At 47.3% G+C, this 20,535-nt stretch carries 7 protein-coding genes; all 7 read right to left on the bottom strand.

The window, feature by feature from the left end; genetic code table 11:
• Positions 1–21: 21 nt before the first annotated feature.
• The 7 genes from DWX33_RS02335 to DWX33_RS02305 all read right to left on the bottom strand — a co-directional run bounded on the left by DWX33_RS02335 (position 22) and on the right by DWX33_RS02305 (position 20,347).
• Complete coding sequence (locus DWX33_RS02335) at positions 22–8,130, bottom strand: hypothetical protein (protein WP_147425489.1); 8,109 nt, start codon at positions 8,128–8,130, stop codon at positions 22–24.
• A gap of 152 nt (positions 8,131–8,282) precedes the next feature.
• A complete protein-coding gene (locus DWX33_RS02330; RefSeq protein ID WP_122379768.1) occupies positions 8,283–9,038 on the bottom strand; it encodes a DNA-binding domain-containing protein in 756 nt (251 codons plus the stop codon).
• Positions 9,039–9,373: 335 nt separating this feature from the next.
• A complete protein-coding gene (locus DWX33_RS02325; RefSeq protein WP_122379767.1) occupies positions 9,374–10,702 on the bottom strand; it encodes a hypothetical protein in 1,329 nt (442 codons plus the stop codon).
• A 303-nt stretch (positions 10,703–11,005) separates the two neighbouring features.
• A complete protein-coding gene (locus DWX33_RS02320) occupies positions 11,006–11,656 on the bottom strand; it encodes a porin family protein (protein ID WP_122379766.1) in 651 nt (216 codons plus the stop codon).
• An 82-nt stretch (positions 11,657–11,738) separates the two neighbouring features.
• Positions 11,739–15,428 (bottom strand): phosphoribosylformylglycinamidine synthase, encoded by a 3,690-nt coding sequence (purL, locus tag DWX33_RS02315; protein WP_122379765.1) that lies wholly within the window; start codon positions 15,426–15,428, stop codon positions 11,739–11,741.
• 179 nt (positions 15,429–15,607) lie between these two features.
• The gene (locus tag DWX33_RS02310) at positions 15,608–17,203 is read right to left on the bottom strand and encodes a RagB/SusD family nutrient uptake outer membrane protein (protein ID WP_122379764.1); all 1,596 of its coding nucleotides are present in this window, start codon (positions 17,201–17,203) and stop codon (positions 15,608–15,610) included.
• Positions 17,204–17,230: 27 nt separating this feature from the next.
• Positions 17,231–20,347 carry a TonB-dependent receptor gene (locus DWX33_RS02305; RefSeq protein ID WP_122379763.1) on the bottom strand — a complete coding sequence of 1,039 codons (3,117 nt, stop codon included), beginning with the start codon at positions 20,345–20,347 and terminating at the stop codon, positions 17,231–17,233.
• Between the last annotated feature and the right edge of the window lie 188 nt (positions 20,348–20,535).

Raw genomic sequence — 20,535 nt, 5'->3', positions numbered from 1 at the left:
TAGATTGTATATATATTAATGTTAGTCTACCCATACCTTCTGCCGGTTCACGATATAGATACCCGTAGGTAGGAATACGGTACGTTCGCCGTAATCAAGCTTGAAGCTCTCTACGGGGAATCCGTTCATCGTATAGATGCGTACCGTGACAGAACGCCCGGTGGATACCGTGAGTGCGCCCCGGCGGGTGGATACCCGTAGTGGCTCGCCCGGTACGATGGTCTCGGTGGCGGTAGGTATCCCGGCCATACGCAACTCCGGGGTCACGGCGGTAGTGGCGGCATCCGCCAGCAAGTATCCGCGGAAAGGACTTATAGTGGCGGTATTGACCCGTGTAAAGGATTTCCCGTCAGCTTTCAAGACGTAGCAGGGTTGGCTTACCTGTATCTCATCCAGCGTCCCGTTAGCGTAGGCGGCGAATCCGCTGGCGGGCTTCACGGCCAGTACCTTATCCCGGCGGAGCAATTGGTTAGCGCCGGAGACGAAGGTAAGCTCCTTGCCTCCCAGATCGTTCGGCACGGCGATCAGGTAGAACTGGTTGGCGGTCATCTCCGGGCTGTTCACGTTGATAAGCGCCCCGTTGGTGCTTACCATACGTAGCCAGAAGTTTCCGGCGTTGCCGTTTCCGTAGGCGGGGCTAAGGATCGTCGTCGCTCCCGCGTCGGTTGCCATCGTGATCCGTGATGCCGTGAACGGCAAGGCGATAGATTCCCATTTTCCAGCCGTTATCGCACGAACGTAGCGGATGCCTTCCGTAGTGATCACCTGCCCCTTTCCGGTCACTTTCGCCCCGTCACGCAAGATCAAGCGATTCAAGGTAGCGTTGGTTCCTTCCGGCAAGGTCAATACGGCGTTAGCGCCCAGCTTGAGGCGGGTGTTGACGTAGGTGGCCTGCCAGCTACCGGCGCCGTCTAGCGTCTTCACCTCATAAGCGGTCAGCGTGGTATTATGGTTGGACAATCCGGCGGGGATGGTTACTTCATGATTCGTCTGTATCGTCCGGTCTTCCTCCACCTTGGAGGTGGTTACCCAAAGACATTGGGTAGCGTCCTTTACTTTCACTAATACACGATAAATCTCCTCATGGTTCTTATCCAGCACGATCCCGGCTATTTTCACGTCTCCTAAGGCGGAAACCCCTCCATCACCATTTAGGCTGAGAGTACCCAATACCTGTCCTCTCAGCAAGGTGAGTGTCGTGCCGGCGTTGATGTCGAACCCACCGTTGGTGGAAGTGATCCGGAAGTTGGCTAGGTCGATCGTACGACTCGTCGTGATCGATTGGATGGTACCCAGCGTGAGATCCCTCATCAGCGTGATCGTTCCCGTGGCACCTGCCAAGGCCGAGGCCAAGGAGGCGAATTGCTTGTTATTGCCATCCTTCGCCACCGGATTGTTGCCACTGGTGATATCCAGCTCATTGCCGTGCGTGGAGGCGATCACGACGTTACTCAACGCGTATTCGTTTCCGGCTGTACTGACTGTCAGCGTACGTGCAACGTTTGAGGAAGGCAGCCACAGGCATGCCACTGGCTTGCCATCGGCATTGGTATGGATATTGGTACAGGTTACCGGGGTCTCGTTGCCCAGCTTATAGGAGAATGAGGCGGTAGCGTCCGGTAACGTGATGAACGTACGCCATACCGTCTTCTTGGCCTGCGCCACGGTAGCGTTCGTCATGCTCACGTCACCATCGATGAATACGTTACCCGAAAGGATGAGCGTCCCCGTTAATTTACCATCTTGTACCAGCATTTGTCCGTTCTTCGCGTCGAGCGTCAGATTGGCGGCGTTGATGGTATTGCCCTCCATATCCAGCGTGGCGGTAATATCGCCGTTGAGGGCGAGGGTACCGCTTAGGTTGTCCGCGTCCTTGCGGAGCTTGATAGTATTACCGTCCGTCGCTTCAGCGAAGGCATCCTTCAGCGAGTCGAACGCCTGTCCGTTCATCTCAGCCACGGCGTCCACCTTGGTCAAGCTGATCGGGTTGGAGTTGGTGGCGGTGATTACCACTTGGGTAGCCAGATAACTTTTGCCGTCTTCCATATCAACGTAAAAGTTGATTGGCGTATTGTTTTCTGTCATCCAAAGACAAAGACTATTATTGGAAGAAGTCCGTACCTTACCAGTCTGATTACCGTAAGTGTAAGTAGCCGTTTGTGAAACAGGTAATCCATCTATATTCACACGTCTACGTACTTGTCCGTTAAGAGTTACGGTTTTGTCCATACTGATGACTTTATCCACTTGCAAGTTGCAATTGCTATAAGTCGTGGCTGTAGCTACTTTCGCAATATTGAACGGAGAACTGATGCTTCCTTTTCCTATGATTCGTAAGTTCGCTCCTTGAGGTATGGTAATCGTTGCGGAACCGCCATCGCTTCCAATTGGCTGTGATGTGATGGTGTAGCCTTCCATCTCCAAAGCTACCGATCCGGAAATAGACACATTCTCTTTTAAAGCCGCGTTTTTGAGTAACATCACTGTTCGTCCGGAAGCCTCTTTTAAGGCATTCGCCAAGTCGGTATATTTTTTCCCGTTTCGTATCTGCGCTACGTCGCTCACGCCGTAGGTTTCCAAGTTGAAGTGATCCGGATTGATGGTTACGTTATTTGTTGGCGGTTGAAGATCGGCACTCGCTACATTGAAAGTTAGCTTGCGAGCGGTTCCTTGCTCCAGCCATAGGCAACCAATACCTTCACGCACCATAAATGAGCCGGTTTGGCTTTTTCCAGATATCGGATTGCCAGATTCGTCCGTTTCTTGATATTTGAATTGATGTGTACCGCTTGGAATATTAGAAGGTAGGTTGGATACCAAAAGACGATAGTAATTCTTATCGCTCGAGTCTTTTATCTCTCCGATGCCATCACCCGATACATCTTGGCCGACATAAAGATTACCTCCGGCTAGTATAACAGGTACTTCTATTTTACCGCTCCCCGTACGGCTCTTTATTACAAGAGAACCACCGCTGCCTATCTTGAGAGCGCCTTCTCCGGTCAGCTCGTATTTACCTAGCTCAAGCGTGATATTTTTACTTGTCAGTTGTAGTTCTGAGGATAGGGAAACTGTTTTCAGCAATTCGACCGTTTGTCCATTCTGTACTTTATTAAGTGCTTCCGCCAAAGTTGCGCATTCTAGGTTCGTACCGATTCGGGCTTCATTATTACTACCGCCTACGGTCATGTCGTTATCGTGCTTGCCGGATGCGATGAGGTAGCCCGATAAGCTTTCAGTTTTACCGTTCATCGTAAAAGCATATACTTTTGTCTTGTCATCGCTTGCTGGAAGCCACAGGCATACCTCACGGTTAATTACCGGATAGGAGATGGATTCGTATCCGACTTCCGTGATAGAGGGCATATAGCTCATATTAAGAAATGTACGCCAGTAGTATATGGCGTCATTATCTCCTTTATGCACATTGCCGCTCAAAGGAATTGAACTGGGAATAAACAATCGTCCATTCCCCAGCAAACGAATATCGGCTTGAATGCTGCCCTTCATACCCGCCGTTATATCATTCATTATGATGTGAGCTCCATTCTGTATTTCCAGCCATCCTCCGGAAGCTGCCGTCAGATTTTTTCCGTCGAGATCGATCGTGAATGATCCGGACGCGGATAGTTTGCCTGATATGGACACTCCGGCGAGGAGCCTCACGGATATATCCATCGTCCCTGCGGAAAAAGCCTTTGCTGCGGCGTTGAAAGCCTCTTGTAATGTATTATAAGATTGTCGGTTGCTTCCATAAACGACTTCAGCTACTACACCTACTGGATTTGCAGGGATTGGTTCGGTACGCTGTGTGACAGTCGTGATGTTACCTGCCGTATACTCGATAGAAGATCCCCCTGCTCCGTTTACGGTAAAACGAAGTTCTTCGCTCCGGCCATAATCCGGTAGCCATAGGCAAGCCTGTCCTTCGTGCAGATAGAAGGAAATGTTTTGCTGTTCGCCATAGCTATATGAATACGTGTTTTCTGGGGCGATGGCGAGTCCTTTGACTAGAGTACGGAACACGGCCTTTCCGTTCAACTCTACCACAGCGTCGGTTAGTGGCACGATACCAGTGATAAAAATATCACCCTTGATCTTGAAGGTATTCTTGATATTCCCTTTACCTCCTATCTGTAGATACGCACCGTTGGCTGAAGCGTCGAATGCCACCTCGGAGCCATTTTGTGTGTTGATCTCGAAACTTCCCAAATCGAGGTAAACGTCCGTATAGGCCGGTATCACTTGTCGGGTACGCAGGTTGTTGATGCGTGTAAGCAGCCGTAAGTCATACTGGTTACGATCGCTCTCGCTTGTACCGGCTTCCATGGCGTCGAAAGCGTCCCTGAGGTTACCGTACGACATGCTTTCACCTGTTTTCCTGTTGTACAGGGTAACAACTATTGGTGCCACGTTGTCATCATTAGTTTCTACTTGCACTACTTCTATTACCGTTTTCTCGTAGCTTACGGGATGTGTCAAGGTTACATTTGTCTTATCTGCCTCGACGGGTTGCTCGGGTAACCAGCAGTAAACTTTGCCTGCGTCATCGGGCAATACCGTGAATGTGGCCGGTTCGCAGCCATTATAAGTGCAGACATAAGGCTCTCCCGGATTCAAGCCTGTAGTTACAGCCACTTTATAAACATCATTGCCCGTACCTGCTTTGTTGTAATTCTTAGGGCGTTCCCTACTCAAGGCATCCACGCTTCCGGCGTATATCTTTAAGGGACCTTCAATGGCATCGGTTAGGGTACCATCGCCATGGCGTGCTATGATTGTACCGCCGGCGATGGTCAATCCCGCATTCGTATCCGTAAATATAGCAGCGGTCTTGGCAATTCCGATCGATCCTCCGTAAGTATAGAGACGTCCCCGTCCTTCATTCGGCTCATTACGCAAGGTTAGTTGATTGTTTGAGCTTACCCGGATGGCTTGGGTCGCTCCATTGATACCGGAACCTCCTCTCAGCAAATTATCTCCCCATAGCTCTATATCAGCATTGGCGTTTACTTGAATAGCGCTGTGGTTAGAAGATGGCTGGATATTTACGGTTCGTAGAGCTAGGTAAGCAGTGCCTGTGCTTGTGCTTATACCTGTTCCTGTACCTGCTGAGATTGTCAGTCTATGATCACCCCCATTATCACTGTCGGGGGTGGACATGCCTGTGATAAACAAGCGTTTGCTCGCTTCACTTCCTAGGGCTGTTTCTGATTCGTAGCCCAGTGAGCCATAGGTCACGGTCATTTTGGTCGAACCGGGTTTTACGGTTATATCACCATAGTAGATATCCGGTAAGGGGGAACAATCTTGGGTGTTCGAGTCGTGATTTCCCTGTACGGTTAGCTTCATGGAAGCGATAGGCTCGTTTATTGTAGACAATATGTTCGAGATCGTGACTTCCTGCGTTTGTTGCGGGAGCCATAAGCAGGCTTTTGTCTTTTGAGTATTAGTTGCGGCCTTATACTGCTGGTCATCTTCCGTAATCTTGTAGCTTAATGGCGAGCTGATTTTAGAAGGTAAGGCTGTTGCCCAAGTCCTGTAAACTGTCTTGCCATCAGGACGGAGCAATTGCTCAAGCTTTGAGCCGCTGAGTTCCGAATAAACGCAGCCTTCAATCGTAAATGATCCGGAGAGAGTACCGGCTGTTCCTGAGCTTATGGAGAGAATACCGACCCCGGAATTGATCGTCTTGCTATTATTTCCTGTCAGGGTGTATTCCGAGAGGTTGAGAGTGGCGGTTTGTCCGGCTGCCAGGGAGGAAAGCGAAGCCGACTCTGTTAATGATTGATCGCTCGCAAGGTGGATCTCCTGTTTGTCAGTGGCTGCTGCAAAACTCTCCTTTATTGTCTTGAAGTAAGTCTTTACTCCATTTTTATCGATATAGGCCGCCACTGCCTGCAAGCTTACCTCGGTATTATGCGCAGATATTGATTGTGAGGGAAGAAAATACATGTTCCCTGCTTTAGGCTTGCTACCCGTGAAAACCCATTCCGGATTATCCGCGGCCTCGCCTCTAAGCCAAAAATGAGTGGTGGAGCTCCCTTCCGTGTGATAACGGTTGGTGGGAATGTCTTGATCCCCATTGGCGGTCTTGATGCTTGTCGCTATTCCTGCCGAGTTTGGTAGATGGGTAAGGTAATAAATATCCGTGCCTAATTTAGTAATTGGGGCCACGGATGTATATGAGACCTTGGCGTTAGGGGGAAATTTACCATTTGTGGCGGTTAGCTTAAGGCGATCACCCAAAGTTAGTGTCCCCTTATTTTCAATATCTAGCTGGCCTGATTGAGATGCGGCTACTGCCAGGCCAGACTGCGTATCGTTCGAGCTTAATGATAGCTGGCTACCACTGTCTACCTTGATACCGGGGTTCGAGCCGGATGAGACCAGGGTGTTTGTTCCTGCCACGGTCATTCGTACGGTCGTATTGCTTGTTACTTCCAAGGGTAGAACATTTGCTTGGATGGATAAGTTGTCTATTTGTACGTTGGCGGTTTGACCACCCTTGAAAATGACTTTGTTTGTTTTGGTCGTACTGCCTAGAATCGTGAAACTTTCGCCGGATGGTATGCTTATGCTGTTGGAATTATAAGCGACCGTGTGGCTTATCTCTCCGGTGGTCACATCGATCGTGGATACATTTATGTCGAAAGCCCTGTTAAGAGCCAAGCTTGTATAATGTTGGTTGATTTGTGCTGGGAATCCAATGTATATGGAGCCATCTTCCATATCGATACGTAATTTTTTCCCAGTTCCACCGGGTAACCACATCCGAAGCGAGTTGTCTTTTTTCGTATAACGGGCAATGGATTGTCCGCCATAGGTTATGGTTTTTATAGTACCAGCCAAGGAGGCGGTACAATAATATAAAGCGTTACCGGAACCATCTTGGGCTACGCCATCGGCTATCGTGCATTTCTGTTGTCCTTCTTTCAAGATTACTTTATTTCCGATAACCAGCTTACTGCCTGCCGGGACTGTCATTGACTGGAGAGTCAGCGTATAGTTATTCGCGGTCAAGGAAAGTCCTGCCGATGCGGTACGCAGGTTCTTTCCGTTTCCATCGAACGTGATATTGGCGGTAGGAGCAAGCGTGCCCTTGAATGGGTAGTTGTTAACCTTAAGAACCATGTCGCTACCGGGATTAGGAGGTAATACATTTGCGTTTTCATAGTAGGTGCCTCCTACCGTCACAGCTCCCAGCCTGCTTTCCGCTTCGCTTAATGAGGCTGGGATGCCCCTTAGGGTCAAGTAATCGGGTTTGGTTCCCGAAAAATAGATAGGTAGCAATCCCAAGCTAGCGTCTTTAGCCTCTTTTACCCATACATTACCCGTATAGGTTTGTCCGTTGTAATGTATAGTCATTTCTGCCCAACCGGAATTATTGTCTTTGAAAGTTGTACTATAGGTTATGAAACATTTTGGATAGCTTGCTTTGAATCTTGGATAATCATTCAAGGACGTTGATCCTCCGGTCGAGTTTTTTTTCGGGTTCACCATTCCGAAATTCTCGATCTCAATAATTGGCAATTGGTTGACATTATCGTAACTGAGTGTCATGTTCAAAAAAGCTCCATCCTTAATTGCTATTTTGCCCGATACTATTCCATATCTATTGTTACCTGGATCCCAACCGGAACCGATTCCGGGTATTTTATCAAGGCCTGAGTAGGCATTTAAAAACAAGGGGCCTTCTAAACGAAGTGTTGTTTTATCAGACCAGTTACTACTACCCTCGTTTGCCGTTATGGCTGGATATTTATAATTCCCGTTCTGATATGCGCTTCCGGAGAATGCCCCCCAACTACCAGGCTTACCTTTTAGGGTCGTTGTCTCACTGAAACATAAAGGAGAAATGCCACTACTAGTCTCAAATTTATTTGAGCCTTCTAATATCAATATAGAACCATTTTTTCCTACGACTCGTCCTGTGGTTACGCCTTTGAAATAAGATGTTTGTCCTATTTGCATATCAACAACTCCTACACTTCCACTAAATGGACTACTAGAGGTGCCGTTTCCGGATCTGGCTTGCCCTTTGATTTCGGGTATTACTCCTCCCAGAAACAAAAAAAGCAACCAGATCGTTAGTTGCTTTAAGTGATTCCTATGTCTAATTTTTCTCATATTCTTATCTCCATTTTAAATTGCCATTATTGATTGAATTTCTCCGCGTCGGGTGCAACGGTGTCTCCGTGCCGGGTGCGGAGGTGTCTCCGGTGTGGAGACAGTGTTGTCTTCGAGGAGTCGATAAGCCTATCGACACCCCGGAGAATGTATCAGATCTCGTCGGGGCTCTCGCTGTCGCCTCCGCCGCCTGCCTCGCCTATGTGTACGGATATGGTGATAGACCGGGGCGTTTTCAGCAAGGATTTGCCTTTCATATATTGCGTGCAGATCGTCAGATCGTAGTTGCCGTCCGGCAGGCCGGTGGGCACGAGGAAGATCAACTCGGAAGGATTGTTCACGGCGAACATGTCGGAGGTGAGTTTCACCTGCGCCTTGGTTGCGGTGTTCACGAAAGTAATGCCAACGGCTGGATCATCGCCCTCTACCTTGAGGTAAGCGCCACGGATGGCGAAGTTGCGGCCCGGTGTCATGCTGCCGTCGGTAAGTCCGTTGCTGCGATCCTCGGTATCGATCACGTACATAAGGTCCGCTTTCTCGCCCTGTATGTCGATCTCCGTCTTCTGGATTTCCTCCCGCAATACCTTGTCTTGGGTAAAGGATACGTAAATGTTGTTTTTCTCAGGGTTCCAGCGCCCTTTCTCGATCAAGCCCGTGAAGCGGGGTACGGCGTAGAAAAGGCCGGTGTTCACGTGGTATCCGTTCATCAATAGGCGGGCGATGACCCGCTCGTAAAGGGTAACTACATGTACCAAGGTCTCTTTGCGCAAGCCGGTGTCTTCGGCCCTCATCTCCTCGTACACCTTGTTAAGCCCGATCTTTCCGGCGGGATCCAAGATGAGGATCTTGTCGTTCGGGTCTTTCGTCACGGTGTTCGGGGCGATCCATCCTTTTAGTTTATTCAGCATATAACGTTGTTTTATTGGAGATTAGATACCTCCGTGGTTTATTGATTTGCAATTCACTCCCTATGAAAACGACTAGTTAAAACCTTCGTTTACGTTAGTCGTTTTCATAGGGAGTTCAGAGGAAGAGGATGGTTTTAGATAAATTGATGAAAATCAACAATTATTCGGCAAAAAGGGTTGCTTTTTGGATTATAATATTTAACTTTGCAAACGAATGAAAAAAACGAACGTTTATGCTAGTCATTTCTATCGTTTGTTCAATTTCTAGTATGAATAATCTTACATGTAAGCCTAGAATCATAGAGGTATAAAAAGCAAAGATAGTCCGTAACTTCCTAGGGTTTCCAATCAAGTGCCATGTAATGGGCTAATGCTCCGTCTGACGCGAATATACTTTTATCCGCGTTGAGCAATTTATAATAAATAGCGGTCAATTTATCGTAATACCCATCCGTTTTTGGATCTTGCGGATAATCAAGATCACAATTTAAAAGCCATTCTTGAATTAAGGATTTAGCCTTATACTTTCCTATATCCTCACTGGACATCGCAAATTGTATAATCCATTTCCTATATATGGGGAAATACTCTTTGCCATACATGAAACTGCGGCTAGGTAGCTTGTCTAGTTCCGCTAAAACAGAATTCATTGATATGTATCCCGAACTGGGCATTAACTTATCCAAAGCCGTATATACTCGAAAAGGTTGGTCGTTATAGCCATCGCCTTCGATACCCTTAATTTCCTCGGACCAATTGATAAATGCCCCCGCTAAAGAAAGAAACGATAATACCGGATCAGACATCCTTATAGCCTCTACCAAAGTCTGGATAATCTCATTCCATGATTGTGCTAGCGCTGGCATAGGTGGTTTTATCTTCAAGATCTCATTGACTAGATCCTTGACGGGAACGGTTCCGAATCCTTGCAGAGCGGGGTCCGATAGTAATTGCTGAAAAGATCCCCGGATAAATCCGATTGAACTATTCCATGCGCCATCTCCTACCCAAAGATTACCCAGGTTATTATGCGTGATTGTCCATATTGTCCGTAGGGCGGCATACTCGGTGGTTTGTGCCGTATGCCCTTGGGTAGTAATCCAGGTGTTTAATGCTCCTAATGTATCACCACCCACTGCCTTGAGATCCTCGTATCCCTCTTCGATCGCTTTCCCTAAAGTGCTGGATGAGATGATATGCCGCCTATGTTCTCCCAATCCTACAGGTAGATCGCTTTGTACGGACGTAGTGAAAGCAGGGCGGGCACCCATATTCTTAGGTCCCATTATTGAACCTCTGATCGTACGCGTCAGTACACCTTTATCCCATAGCGCACTTGTGAACGCTTCCCAATCGTCATATTCAATTACTTCACTCTTACCCAAATCCTTATCAACCAATTCCCACATGGCTTTGGTACCCGTGTCTTTATACTTGAATTTTTGAAGGGCGAGCATCAAGTTCCTCCTGAACTCCCGGCCGGAATGCCTCTCGATTGAATAGGTCGTGCCCTCTACTTTGATTTGCCTCTGTATCACGTCGCTTAGATGGGCTTGCGCCAAGGTCTGTGGCCTGTTATCAATCCAGTTTATGCCGGCTGTCCTCTGTACGGATGGAAAGTTATTCGTACGGGATATCCTTTTGTGGGGCTTGTAGTCTCGCATAAGAGGTGTTTTAGATGTAGGTTGATAAATGATGGCAATTTATGGAAATATTTTGGATAATAGCCGTAAATATCCCATATGTTTGCGAGTGAACATATAAAAAAATTAACGATGAAGTATTTAGATCCAAAGGCCGACCTTATCTTAAAGCGTAGATTCGCTGTAAAGTCTATTATTTTCCTTACGTTTGTGATATCACATTTTCGATTGTTGCGCCAAAAGGCGAATTTCGTGGTTTTCTATCATAAAAAAGCCGATAACTTTCATGAATATCGGCTTTTTGTATCGTATTTATCTGAATTGTTAAAACCTCCAGCCAATATTCGCTTGGAACACGCCGTTGCGGACGGTAGACTCGTCCGCCATAAGGGGGAAGTAGTTGGTTTCGCCCTCGATTTGGATGTCTTTGTATTTTAATACATCGGTTAAGCCGAAGTTGTAATTCAAGGTGAAAAAGAGACCGTTCTCGAATTGATAGCCACCACCTACGCATAAAGAGAAGTCGAAGGGGTAGAATAGCTTATCTACGTTGACGGCGACATACTCTTTCTTGTGTCCGTCTAGCTTGAATTTGTTATGTACGTTGAAGCCGAACTGAGGGCCGGCAAATATGTTCAAACCTTTATAGACGTATGCTTTCGCATAGATCGGGATGTTAATGTAATCGTTGTTGAGATTAGCGGAGATGTATTCCCCTCCATAATTATGTTTTTTCGTGGCACCTTGCATGGAGTAGTAAACACCGGCTTCCACCGCGAACATATCGTCTGGAAAAATATACTCACCGCTAACGCCAACGTTCGCACCGGAACGGGCACTGCCATCTAGCCCCATAAGTGTGGCTAAACTGAAACCTACCTTAGGCATGAAATGAAATTCCTGCGCTTGGGCTTTCATGGTAGAGAAAATGGCGATGATTGCCAATAGGAGCGTACAGATGTAGTTCTTCTTCATAAGTCGATATATATTATATAATGTATAGGAAAAGGGGTTGTTTTTAAGGTTCAAAGAACGCTAAAAACAACCCCCGTTATTTTTACTTATTATTCTCGATCCACTTGCGAGCGTTCACGAACGCCTCGATCCATGGAGTGACCTCGTCGTTCTCCTTACGGTCGGCGGGGTAATAACCGCACTGCCAAGGGAAGATCGCACGTTCGGGGTGAGGCATCATAGCTAAATGGCGGCCGTCCTTTGAGCAAACACCGGCAACGGACCAAGGAGAACCGTTCGGGTTGGCGGGATAGCCATCGTAGTTGTATTTAGCGATGATGTTGTACTCCTTCTCCTCGTAGGGGAACTCGAACTTACCTTCACCATGAGCTACCCATACACCCAACTTCGTGCCGCTCAAGGAGCCGAACATTACGGAGTTGTTTTTCGGGATCTCCAAGCTAACGAAGTTAGACTCGAACTTATGGGAATCATTGTGAACCATCTTATGCTTTTTCTCGTGCTCCGGATAAACCAAGCCTAACTCGGCCATCAACTGGCAACCGTTACAGATGCCCATACTCAACGTATCCTTACGTGCGTAATAGTTGTCGATCGCTTTCTTGGCTTTCTCGTTATACAAGAAACCGCCGGCCCAGCCCTTGGCGGAACCTAATACGTCGGAGTTGGAGAAACCACCGCAGAATACGATGAAGTTTACATCCTCCAAAGTCTCGCGTCCGCTAGCCAAGTCCGTCATATGGACATCCTTCACGTCGAAACCAGCCAGATACAAGGCGTAAGCTGTCTCACGCTCGCATTGCGTACCCTTCTCACGGATTACTGCGGCCTTGATGCCGTTCGGAGTGCGGCGTTCCGCTGAGAGTCCGTAAGAAGAAAGCTTTCCGGTAAAGTCCTTGTGGAACTTGTACTGTACGGGCTGCATCTTATAGTTCTCGAAACGGTTTCCGGCACAAACGCTTCCGCTCTGCTTTACATCCAGTTTATAAGAAGATTCGTACCATACGTCACGCATATAGTCGATGCCGAAGTGATATTGGATGCCGTCTTTCGATACCAATACATGGCGCTCGTCGGTCGGTTTGGCGATGATGGCGAAACCTACGCCAGCTTCTTCCATCAACTTTTCGAATGCCTTCTTGTCCTTTACCTGAACCAAGATACCCGGATTCTCGGCAAACAGGATCTTCACGATATCGCTCTCGGAGATCTTATCCAAGTTGACATCCAAACCACCCTCTACGTTGGCGAAGCACATCTCTAACAGGGCGGTGATCATACCTCCCGCTGAGATATCGTGTCCGGCAAGGATGAGTCTCTTATCGATCGCGTCTTGTACGGCGTTGAAAGCGTCACGGAAGTATTCCGGATCTTTCACGGTAGGAACCTCGTTACCCAGCTTGTTCAAGGCTTGGGCGAAGGCGGAACCACCCAACTTCAAGGTATCGAAAGAGAAGTCTATATAATAAATGTATGTATTCTTGTCTTGAGCTACTACCGGAGAGACGATTTTCTTGATATCGCTAACCTCGGCGCCAGCGGAGATAATCACCGTACCCGGGGCGATCACCTTATCGTCGCCATATTTCTGCGTCATGGATAAGGAGTCCTTACCGGTCGGGATATTAATACCTAAGCTGCAAGCGAAGTCGGAAGCGGCTTGTACGGCCGTGTACAGACGGGCGTCCTCACCTTCGTTGCGGCACGGCCACATCCAGTTGGCACTTAAGGACACGCTCTCCAACTTATCTGTCAGCGGAGCGAATACGATATTGGTCAATGACTCGGCGATTGCCATAACGGAACCGGCGGCCGGATCAACCATGGCTACCTGGGGAGCGTGACCGATAGAAGTAGCGATACCAGCTTTCCCGCGGTAATCCAACGCTACGGCACCTAAGTCGCTCAACGGCAATTGTAATTCTCCTTGACATTGCTGGCGGGCGATCTTACCGGTTACGGAACGGTCTACTTTGTTTGTTAACCAATCCTTGCAGGCTACGGCCTCTAATTGAAGTACGTTCTCCAAATAATGGTGAAGTTCGGATTCTTTGTAAACAACCGGTTGATAAGATTCAGTGACCGTATGGTCTGTCATAACCGTTCTAGGCGGTTTACCGAACATATATTCCAGCTTGATATCGATAGGTTTTACGCCGTCCGCTTGTTCGAAGACAAACTTCATGTCGTTAGTAGTCTCGCCTACCACATACATCGGGGCACGTTCACGATCCGCGATACGTTTTACGCGGGCTACATCTTCTTCTTTCATCAATAAGCCCATGCGCTCTTGGCTCTCGTTTCCTACGATCTCCTTCGCTGAAAGAGTCGGGTCGCCAATCGGCAATTTGCTCATATCGATGTGTCCGCCGGTAGCCTCAACCAACTCAGACAAGCAGTTGAGGTGTCCACCCGCACCATGGTCATGGATAGAGACGATCGGGTTCTCGTCAGACTCGGCGATCGCACGGATCACGTTAGCCGCACGTTTCTGCATTTCCGGGTTGGCACGCTGTACGGCGTTCAACTCGATACCGCTTGTATATTGTCCCGTGTTTACGGAAGATACGGCTCCACCACCCATACCGATACGGTAGTTATCGCCACCGATCACAACCACTTTCTCGCCCGGTTCCGGATCGCCCTTCAAGGCATCACGCATATTCGCGAAACCTACACCGCCGGCAAGCATGATTACTTTGTCGTAAGCGTATTTCTTATCGTTCTCCGTGTGCTCGAAAGTCAATAAAGAACCACAGATAAGCGGCTGGCCGAAATGGTTACCGAATGTAGAGGCACCATTGGAAGCCTTGATCAAGATCTGCTCCGGAGTCTGGTATAACCAAGGACGGGGGTCTAGTATCTTCTCCCATTCGCGAGCGCCTTCTGTACGCGGGTAAGAAGTCATGTAGACAGCTGTTCCCGCTATCGGCAAGGATGCCTTACCACCGCCCAGACGGTCACGGATCTCACCACCTGTTCCGGTAGCGGCACCGTTGAACGGTTCAACGGTTGTCGGGAAGTTATGCGTCTCTGCTTTCAAGGAGATAACCGTCTTGATATCTTTTACGGCGAAGAAATCAGGTTTGTCACCGGATAGGGGAGCGAATTGCTCTACCGTCGGGCCTTCATTGAACGCTACGTTATCTTTATAAGCGGAAACCAATTTATTAGGGTTCTCGGCGGAAGTCTTCTTGATCAAGTTGAACAAGGAACTTTCTTTTTCCTCGCCGTCGATGATGAATACACCTCCGAATATTTTATGGCGGCAGTGTTCCGAGTTTACTTGAGAGAAACCGAACACCTCGCTATCGGTCAACTTACGTCCCAACTTCTGGCTTACCTCGTTCAAGTAAGCGATCTCCTCTTGGCTTAGTGCCAAGCCCTCTTGTTGGTTGTACACTTCCAAATCCTCAATATAGACAATAGGATCTGGTTTTTTACTGATCGTGAAGATCTCCTGATTCAAGCCATTGTAGATACGTTGCAACATCGGATCGTGATCCGCGTCGCCAGAAGAAACAGGAAAATATTCCTCAATACGGGAAATACCGGTCAGGCCCATGTTCTGGGTAATTTCAACGGCGTTCGTACTCCACGGGGTAATCATTTCCCGGCGTGGCCCTACGTACCAGCCTTCCAATGTTTCTGATTGAACAGGAGTTGCCTCGCTAAACAACCAAACCAGTTTTTGAGTGTCTTCAGGAGAGAAAGCGTGCGCGGCCTCTACAGCCAGCACCGTCTTTGTTGAAGATTGAAAGAATAGAATCATATCGTTGATTTATTAGTATTTATCACGAAATAACGAATAAGCCTCTTTTAGAGAGTGCAAAGATAATGATTTCCCGTGAATTATTATGTCAATACGTTTTAAAAGAAAAGAGGGCGGAACCTCCCGGCCTCGCCCTCTCATGTCCCCTGCATAGTAAAAAATAAGAGTGTGTCTATATTCTACCAGCCTGCGTTCTGTTGTGCGGCTAGCGTGGGGTTTCTTAATATATCATTCAATGGGATCGGCCAAATAAAGCGTTTATCTGTGTACGGGATGAACTGTTTGCTGTTGCCGAACCATTCTGCTTTCACTTCTCCACCAACAACGAATGCGCCTTGGTTCTTCACATTGTTGTATTCGATCTTTGCGGGAATACCACCGGACGGCAGCAAGTCGTCAGCCGCTAAACGATGAATGTCTTCCCAACGGCGACCTTCACCTTGGAACTCAATGCGACGTTCCCAAAGGATAGCTTCTACCAGCGCTTTCGTGTTGGCGAAATCGCCAGCCTTATACGTTTGTGTAGCGGGGTCGGCCAAAGAACGGTCTCTTACTTGATTCAATTTCTCCAATGCGAGAGTCTTGTCTCCCGCACGTGCGGCAGCCTCGGCCTCGTTTAGCAATACCTCGGCATAGCGCAGGATCGGGGCATACTCTTCACGTGTTTGGGGATTCTGGTATTTATCACAGAAGTAATAATCGTCAGACGCACGATAAAGGACGAGGTTACGACGCTTGTCATCCCCTTTCCAGAATTTGGAGTTGTAAAGGGTAGGGGATGTCGGGCACATCGCACGGCCACCTTCACGGGCAGACATCATAGCGGACATAGCTCCATTTACAGATGCGTTATCTTGAGAGTCATTCGGAATGGAGAATATAGATTCCTGATTGTCTTTGTAAGAAACGAAAGGAGTGGCAGGATTGGTTTCCAGAATGAAACGTCCGCCTTCCAGTTTCTTAGCTTCAGTAACTACATTGTTCCAATCACGCATATGCAAATATACGCGCGTTTTCAATGCTATGGCGGCACCTTTGCTTGCACGTCCGATCTTATCGGCATCGATAATGTCTGGAAGCATGCTTTCCGCATTATTCAAGTCGCTTAATATCTGATCGTAAGTATCCTTAACGGTAGAACGGCCTATGCTTTGTTGCTCAGCGAGTTGGCTGGGATCATTTACGGCTTTCGTATAAATAGGCATACCGTAGTTATTGTTACCTTCTACGTTATAGGGCAGGGCATAATGGATCATCAAGTTGTGATAGGTTAACGCACGTAAGAACAGGCATTCTCCTTTGTACTGATTCCCTTTCTCTTCGGTTATGACACCCGCCGCTACCGCGCCTTCTATACCTGCGTATACCGTATTATAGCGGTTAATAGCCTCGAAAGAGGTTTCCCACATCGCCACGTTATTAGCGGTAGTCAAGTTATAGGTTGCGGAATAGGTATAATCATAGAATTGGGCGGTTAGGTTCATATCTTCACCGCGCATTTCGCCTTGCAATATACTGGCCGCTCCAAAAGGATAACCGCGTGCCCACCCAAAGTCATTCGGATCTACGTACATACCACATTGTGCGGCATCGTAAGCTCCGACTACGGCTAACTCGCAACGTTCTTCTGTCCCGTATGCCGTAAGCTCGGAGAATTTGTCAACAGGTTCAAGGTCTACGACGTCGCTTTCGCAGGCGGTGAACACGGGCAGCGAGAATAGGGCTGTCCCTAGCGCTACTACTGAAATGTTTTTATATAATTTCTTGTATAACATAATTGTAACTTTTCTTAGTTTGTGAAATTAGAATGTAATGTTCGCTCCAAAAGTGAATGAACGTTGCTGTGGCATACCGTTCCAATCTACACCTAAACGAGAGTTTGTCTCAGGATCCAATCCGGAATAACCTGTGATAGTGAGTAAGTTCTGTCCTTGAACATAGAAACGAATCTTTGTCATGTTCAGTTTGGATACGACCGCCTTCGGTAGTGTATAGCCTAAAGCTAACGTAGATAGTTTTAGGTAATTGCCGCTCTCAACGAAGTGTGAATCCGTATATCCATCATTGAATAAGGAAGAGGCGTCTCCATAACCGATTTTTGGAGTCATGCCGTCACCCGGTTGCTCTGGAGAAACCCAGCGGCCTAAGATTTCTGTTCCGTTGTTGGAGAAATCCATATTGAACAATGCGCTTTGACGAGAAGCGTTCATGATCTTATTACCTCCGGAGAAGCGGAAGAATACATTTAAATCGAAATTCTTGTAAGAAACGGTGTTATTCCAACCTCCGTACCAAGTAGGCATAGATGAACCTAATACCTTACGGTCGCTAGCGTCCAAGGAAGAAGCCTTGGAGACATCCGAAGGATTGGAAGGATCATATTCCGCATAGTCGTAAGAGCCGAATGTGTCGAATTGCACTAATGAACCGTCCGCCTTACTCCAGATCGGATTACCGTTTGCGGCGTTTACGCCGTAATAATCATATCCATATAAAGATCTATATGATTCTCCTTCACGAATAATTGTGTAATTGTCTACGATGTCTGTTCCGCCATATAAGCTCTTCACCGTGTTCTTAGCCGTGGAGAAGTTGAAATTAGTTTGCCAGTTCCAATCTTTGGTAGCGATGATTGTAGCGTTAACCGTCAACTCCATACCGGAGTTCTTGATCTTACCGATATTATCAAAATATGAGTTGTAAGGAATACCGGCGGTAGGTGCTGTAGGAACTTCCAACACCAAGTCTTTGGAGTTCTTTTGCCAATAAGCTAGCTCGAATGTCAGGCGGTTATTAAAGAAAGAGCCATCCAATCCGATATCGAAAGTCTCGGTTGTTTCCCATTTGAGCTGGCTGTTACCCATACGGTTCCAAGCGATAGCTGTATTCGATCCTGCTTTCTTCGCCCCGTAAGTTCCCAGATAAGGGAAATAATTCCCTAGGTCAGAGTTTCCGATTGTAGCGTAGCTGGCACGGACACGTAAGTCGTTAAACCAATCATTAATAGTTGATTCGCTCCAGAATTTTTCGCGAGAGATACGCCAAGCGGCTGATCCTCCCCAGAATGTACCCCAGCGAGTGTCTGTCGGAAGGCTGGATAAGCCGTCCGTGCGGACAGAGGCTCCGATATAATATTTACTATCATAGTTGTAATTCGCACGGAACATATAGGAGGCTAATCCCATAAACGTTTTACCTCCAGATACGAATCTCTCACCAAATGTGTTGGAAATGATATGGTCGGTGAAGAAAGCATCGGATATTTGTTGCACGGTTGCGTCCGTATATTCATATTCTTGATGGGTGTACTCTTGTACCGCTGTCGCCGTCAAATTATGTACATCATTGAATGTACGGTTAAAGTTGATTACGTTTTGCCAGTTCCAGTTCGTGTATGTGGTATTGATTTCTTCCAATAAGCCGCCATAGCCGTATCCGTCTCCTGATTCCGGGTTCCATACCATGAAATCTTTAACATTCGAGATGTCTAAGCCTGCTTGTGTCTTTAAAGTCAATCCGTCCATGAATGTGATTTCAGCCCATCCACCACCTAATACACGGGTATTGGTCGTACGGTTTACGTTATTGTCTAATGCCCAGACGATATTCTGGATACCATTATCAATATAGGAAAGGTTGCTTCCGCGACCTAATGTCTTACGGTTTTCAGCGTCGATATTGTAACCAGTAGGATCATCCGGATTGAATACAGATACGTTTGGAAGCATACGAGTGCCGGCGAAACCTACGCCACCCAATGAATTCTCGTCATTCATGACACCATTAACCCGGGTACGGGTCATCTGGCCATTTAATCCGATGCGTAACCATTTTGTCGCTTGTTGTGTCAAATCTGCCTTTAAGCTCAAACGGTTTAAGTCATTGGCGCGAATGATACCTTCTTGTTCCGTGAAACCTAATGATACATAATATTGGCTTTTATCCGTACCACCACTGGCGGATAAGCTATGATTGTGCTGGAAACCTGTACGGAAAATATAATCATTCCAGTTTGTGTCCGGTCCGTTCGGATCGTAAACAGCCTGTCCTTTCATTCCCCAGTTCTCGTATTTCTCGTTAGCGATAGTCACGAAATCTTTCGCTCCCAGAAGATCATGCAATTTAGCTGCGCTGGCTGCGCTTACATAGCCATCGTAAGTTACTTGAGTACGTCCCTTGGAGCCTTTTTTAGTTGTGATCAATACAACTCCATTTGCCGCACGGGAGCCATAGATAGCTGTAGCCGCACCGTCTTTCAATATTTCAATGGATTCGATGTCATTCGGGTTAATATCAGACATCGCGTTGTAAGAAGCGTAAGCCATTCCTAAGCCGGTTTTTCCATCGGCGTTATCACCGGTGGCGATCGGCATGCCATCTACGATGAATAACGGCTGAGAGTTAGAACTGATCGTACTCATACCACGGATCTTGAATTGAGGGCCGCTTCCCAATACGCCACTAGGAGTCGTAACCTGTACACCAGCGGCACGTCCAGCTAATTGAGAGTCGAAAGACGCTGTTGCCAAGTTGCTTAAGTCTTCACCGCCTACTTTAGATATGGCACTTGTCACATCTTTTTTTCTTTGAGTTCCGTAACCGACAACCACGACTTCATCCAAGTTCTGAGAGTCAGACTCCATCGTGACTTTAATGATTGGTTTTACTGCCACTTCCACAGATTTCATACCGATGTAGGAAACGATTAGCTTTTTCGCGTTAGAAGGAACATCCAAGGTGAACGCTCCGTTGTAATCCGTTACAGTACCGGTAGTAGTACCAGCTACTACGATAGAGGCTCCAATGATAGGTCCATCGTCTTCCGCCGAGATAACCGTACCGGTCACCTTCGTGGTCTGAGCCGTTGCGAACGCTATACTTGCAAACAAGCATAGTAATAGATAAGTCAACCTTTTCATAGACACATACTTTTTGTTTAATTTGTTAATAAATAGATCGTTGTAATCAATTGTTGCCACTTAGTCGATTGACTTAGTTTCCGAAGAACTTCATGAGAGTAAGGTACTTTGGTGTTACTTCCTAGCATTGATGCGGGATTGAGTTAAAAATAATTTGCATATTAATACTATATATTAATACTAGAATG

This window comes from Parabacteroides sp. AF19-14, from assembly GCF_003635485.1.
Lineage (GTDB): Bacteria > Bacteroidota > Bacteroidia > Bacteroidales > Tannerellaceae > Parabacteroides > Parabacteroides distasonis.
Note: the sequence above shows the minus strand (reverse complement) of the source record. Positions and strands in the feature narration are given on the sequence as shown.

What these genes read in the sequence shown, in the direction of transcription:
- DWX33_RS02335 (WP_147425489.1), bottom strand. Translation starts at nt 8,130, where the DNA reads ATGAGAAAAATTAGACATAGGAATCACTTAAAGCAACTAACGATCTGG.
- DWX33_RS02330 (WP_122379768.1), bottom strand. Translation starts at nt 9,038, where the DNA reads ATGCTGAATAAACTAAAAGGATGGATCGCCCCGAACACCGTGACGAAA.
- DWX33_RS02325 (WP_122379767.1), bottom strand. Translation starts at nt 10,702, where the DNA reads ATGCGAGACTACAAGCCCCACAAAAGGATATCCCGTACGAATAACTTT.
- DWX33_RS02320 (WP_122379766.1), bottom strand. Translation starts at nt 11,656, where the DNA reads ATGAAGAAGAACTACATCTGTACGCTCCTATTGGCAATCATCGCCATT.
- purL (WP_122379765.1), bottom strand. Translation starts at nt 15,428, where the DNA reads ATGATTCTATTCTTTCAATCTTCAACAAAGACGGTGCTGGCTGTAGAG.
- DWX33_RS02310 (WP_122379764.1), bottom strand. Translation starts at nt 17,203, where the DNA reads ATGTTATACAAGAAATTATATAAAAACATTTCAGTAGTAGCGCTAGGG.
- DWX33_RS02305 (WP_122379763.1), bottom strand. Translation starts at nt 20,347, where the DNA reads ATGAAAAGGTTGACTTATCTATTACTATGCTTGTTTGCAAGTATAGCG.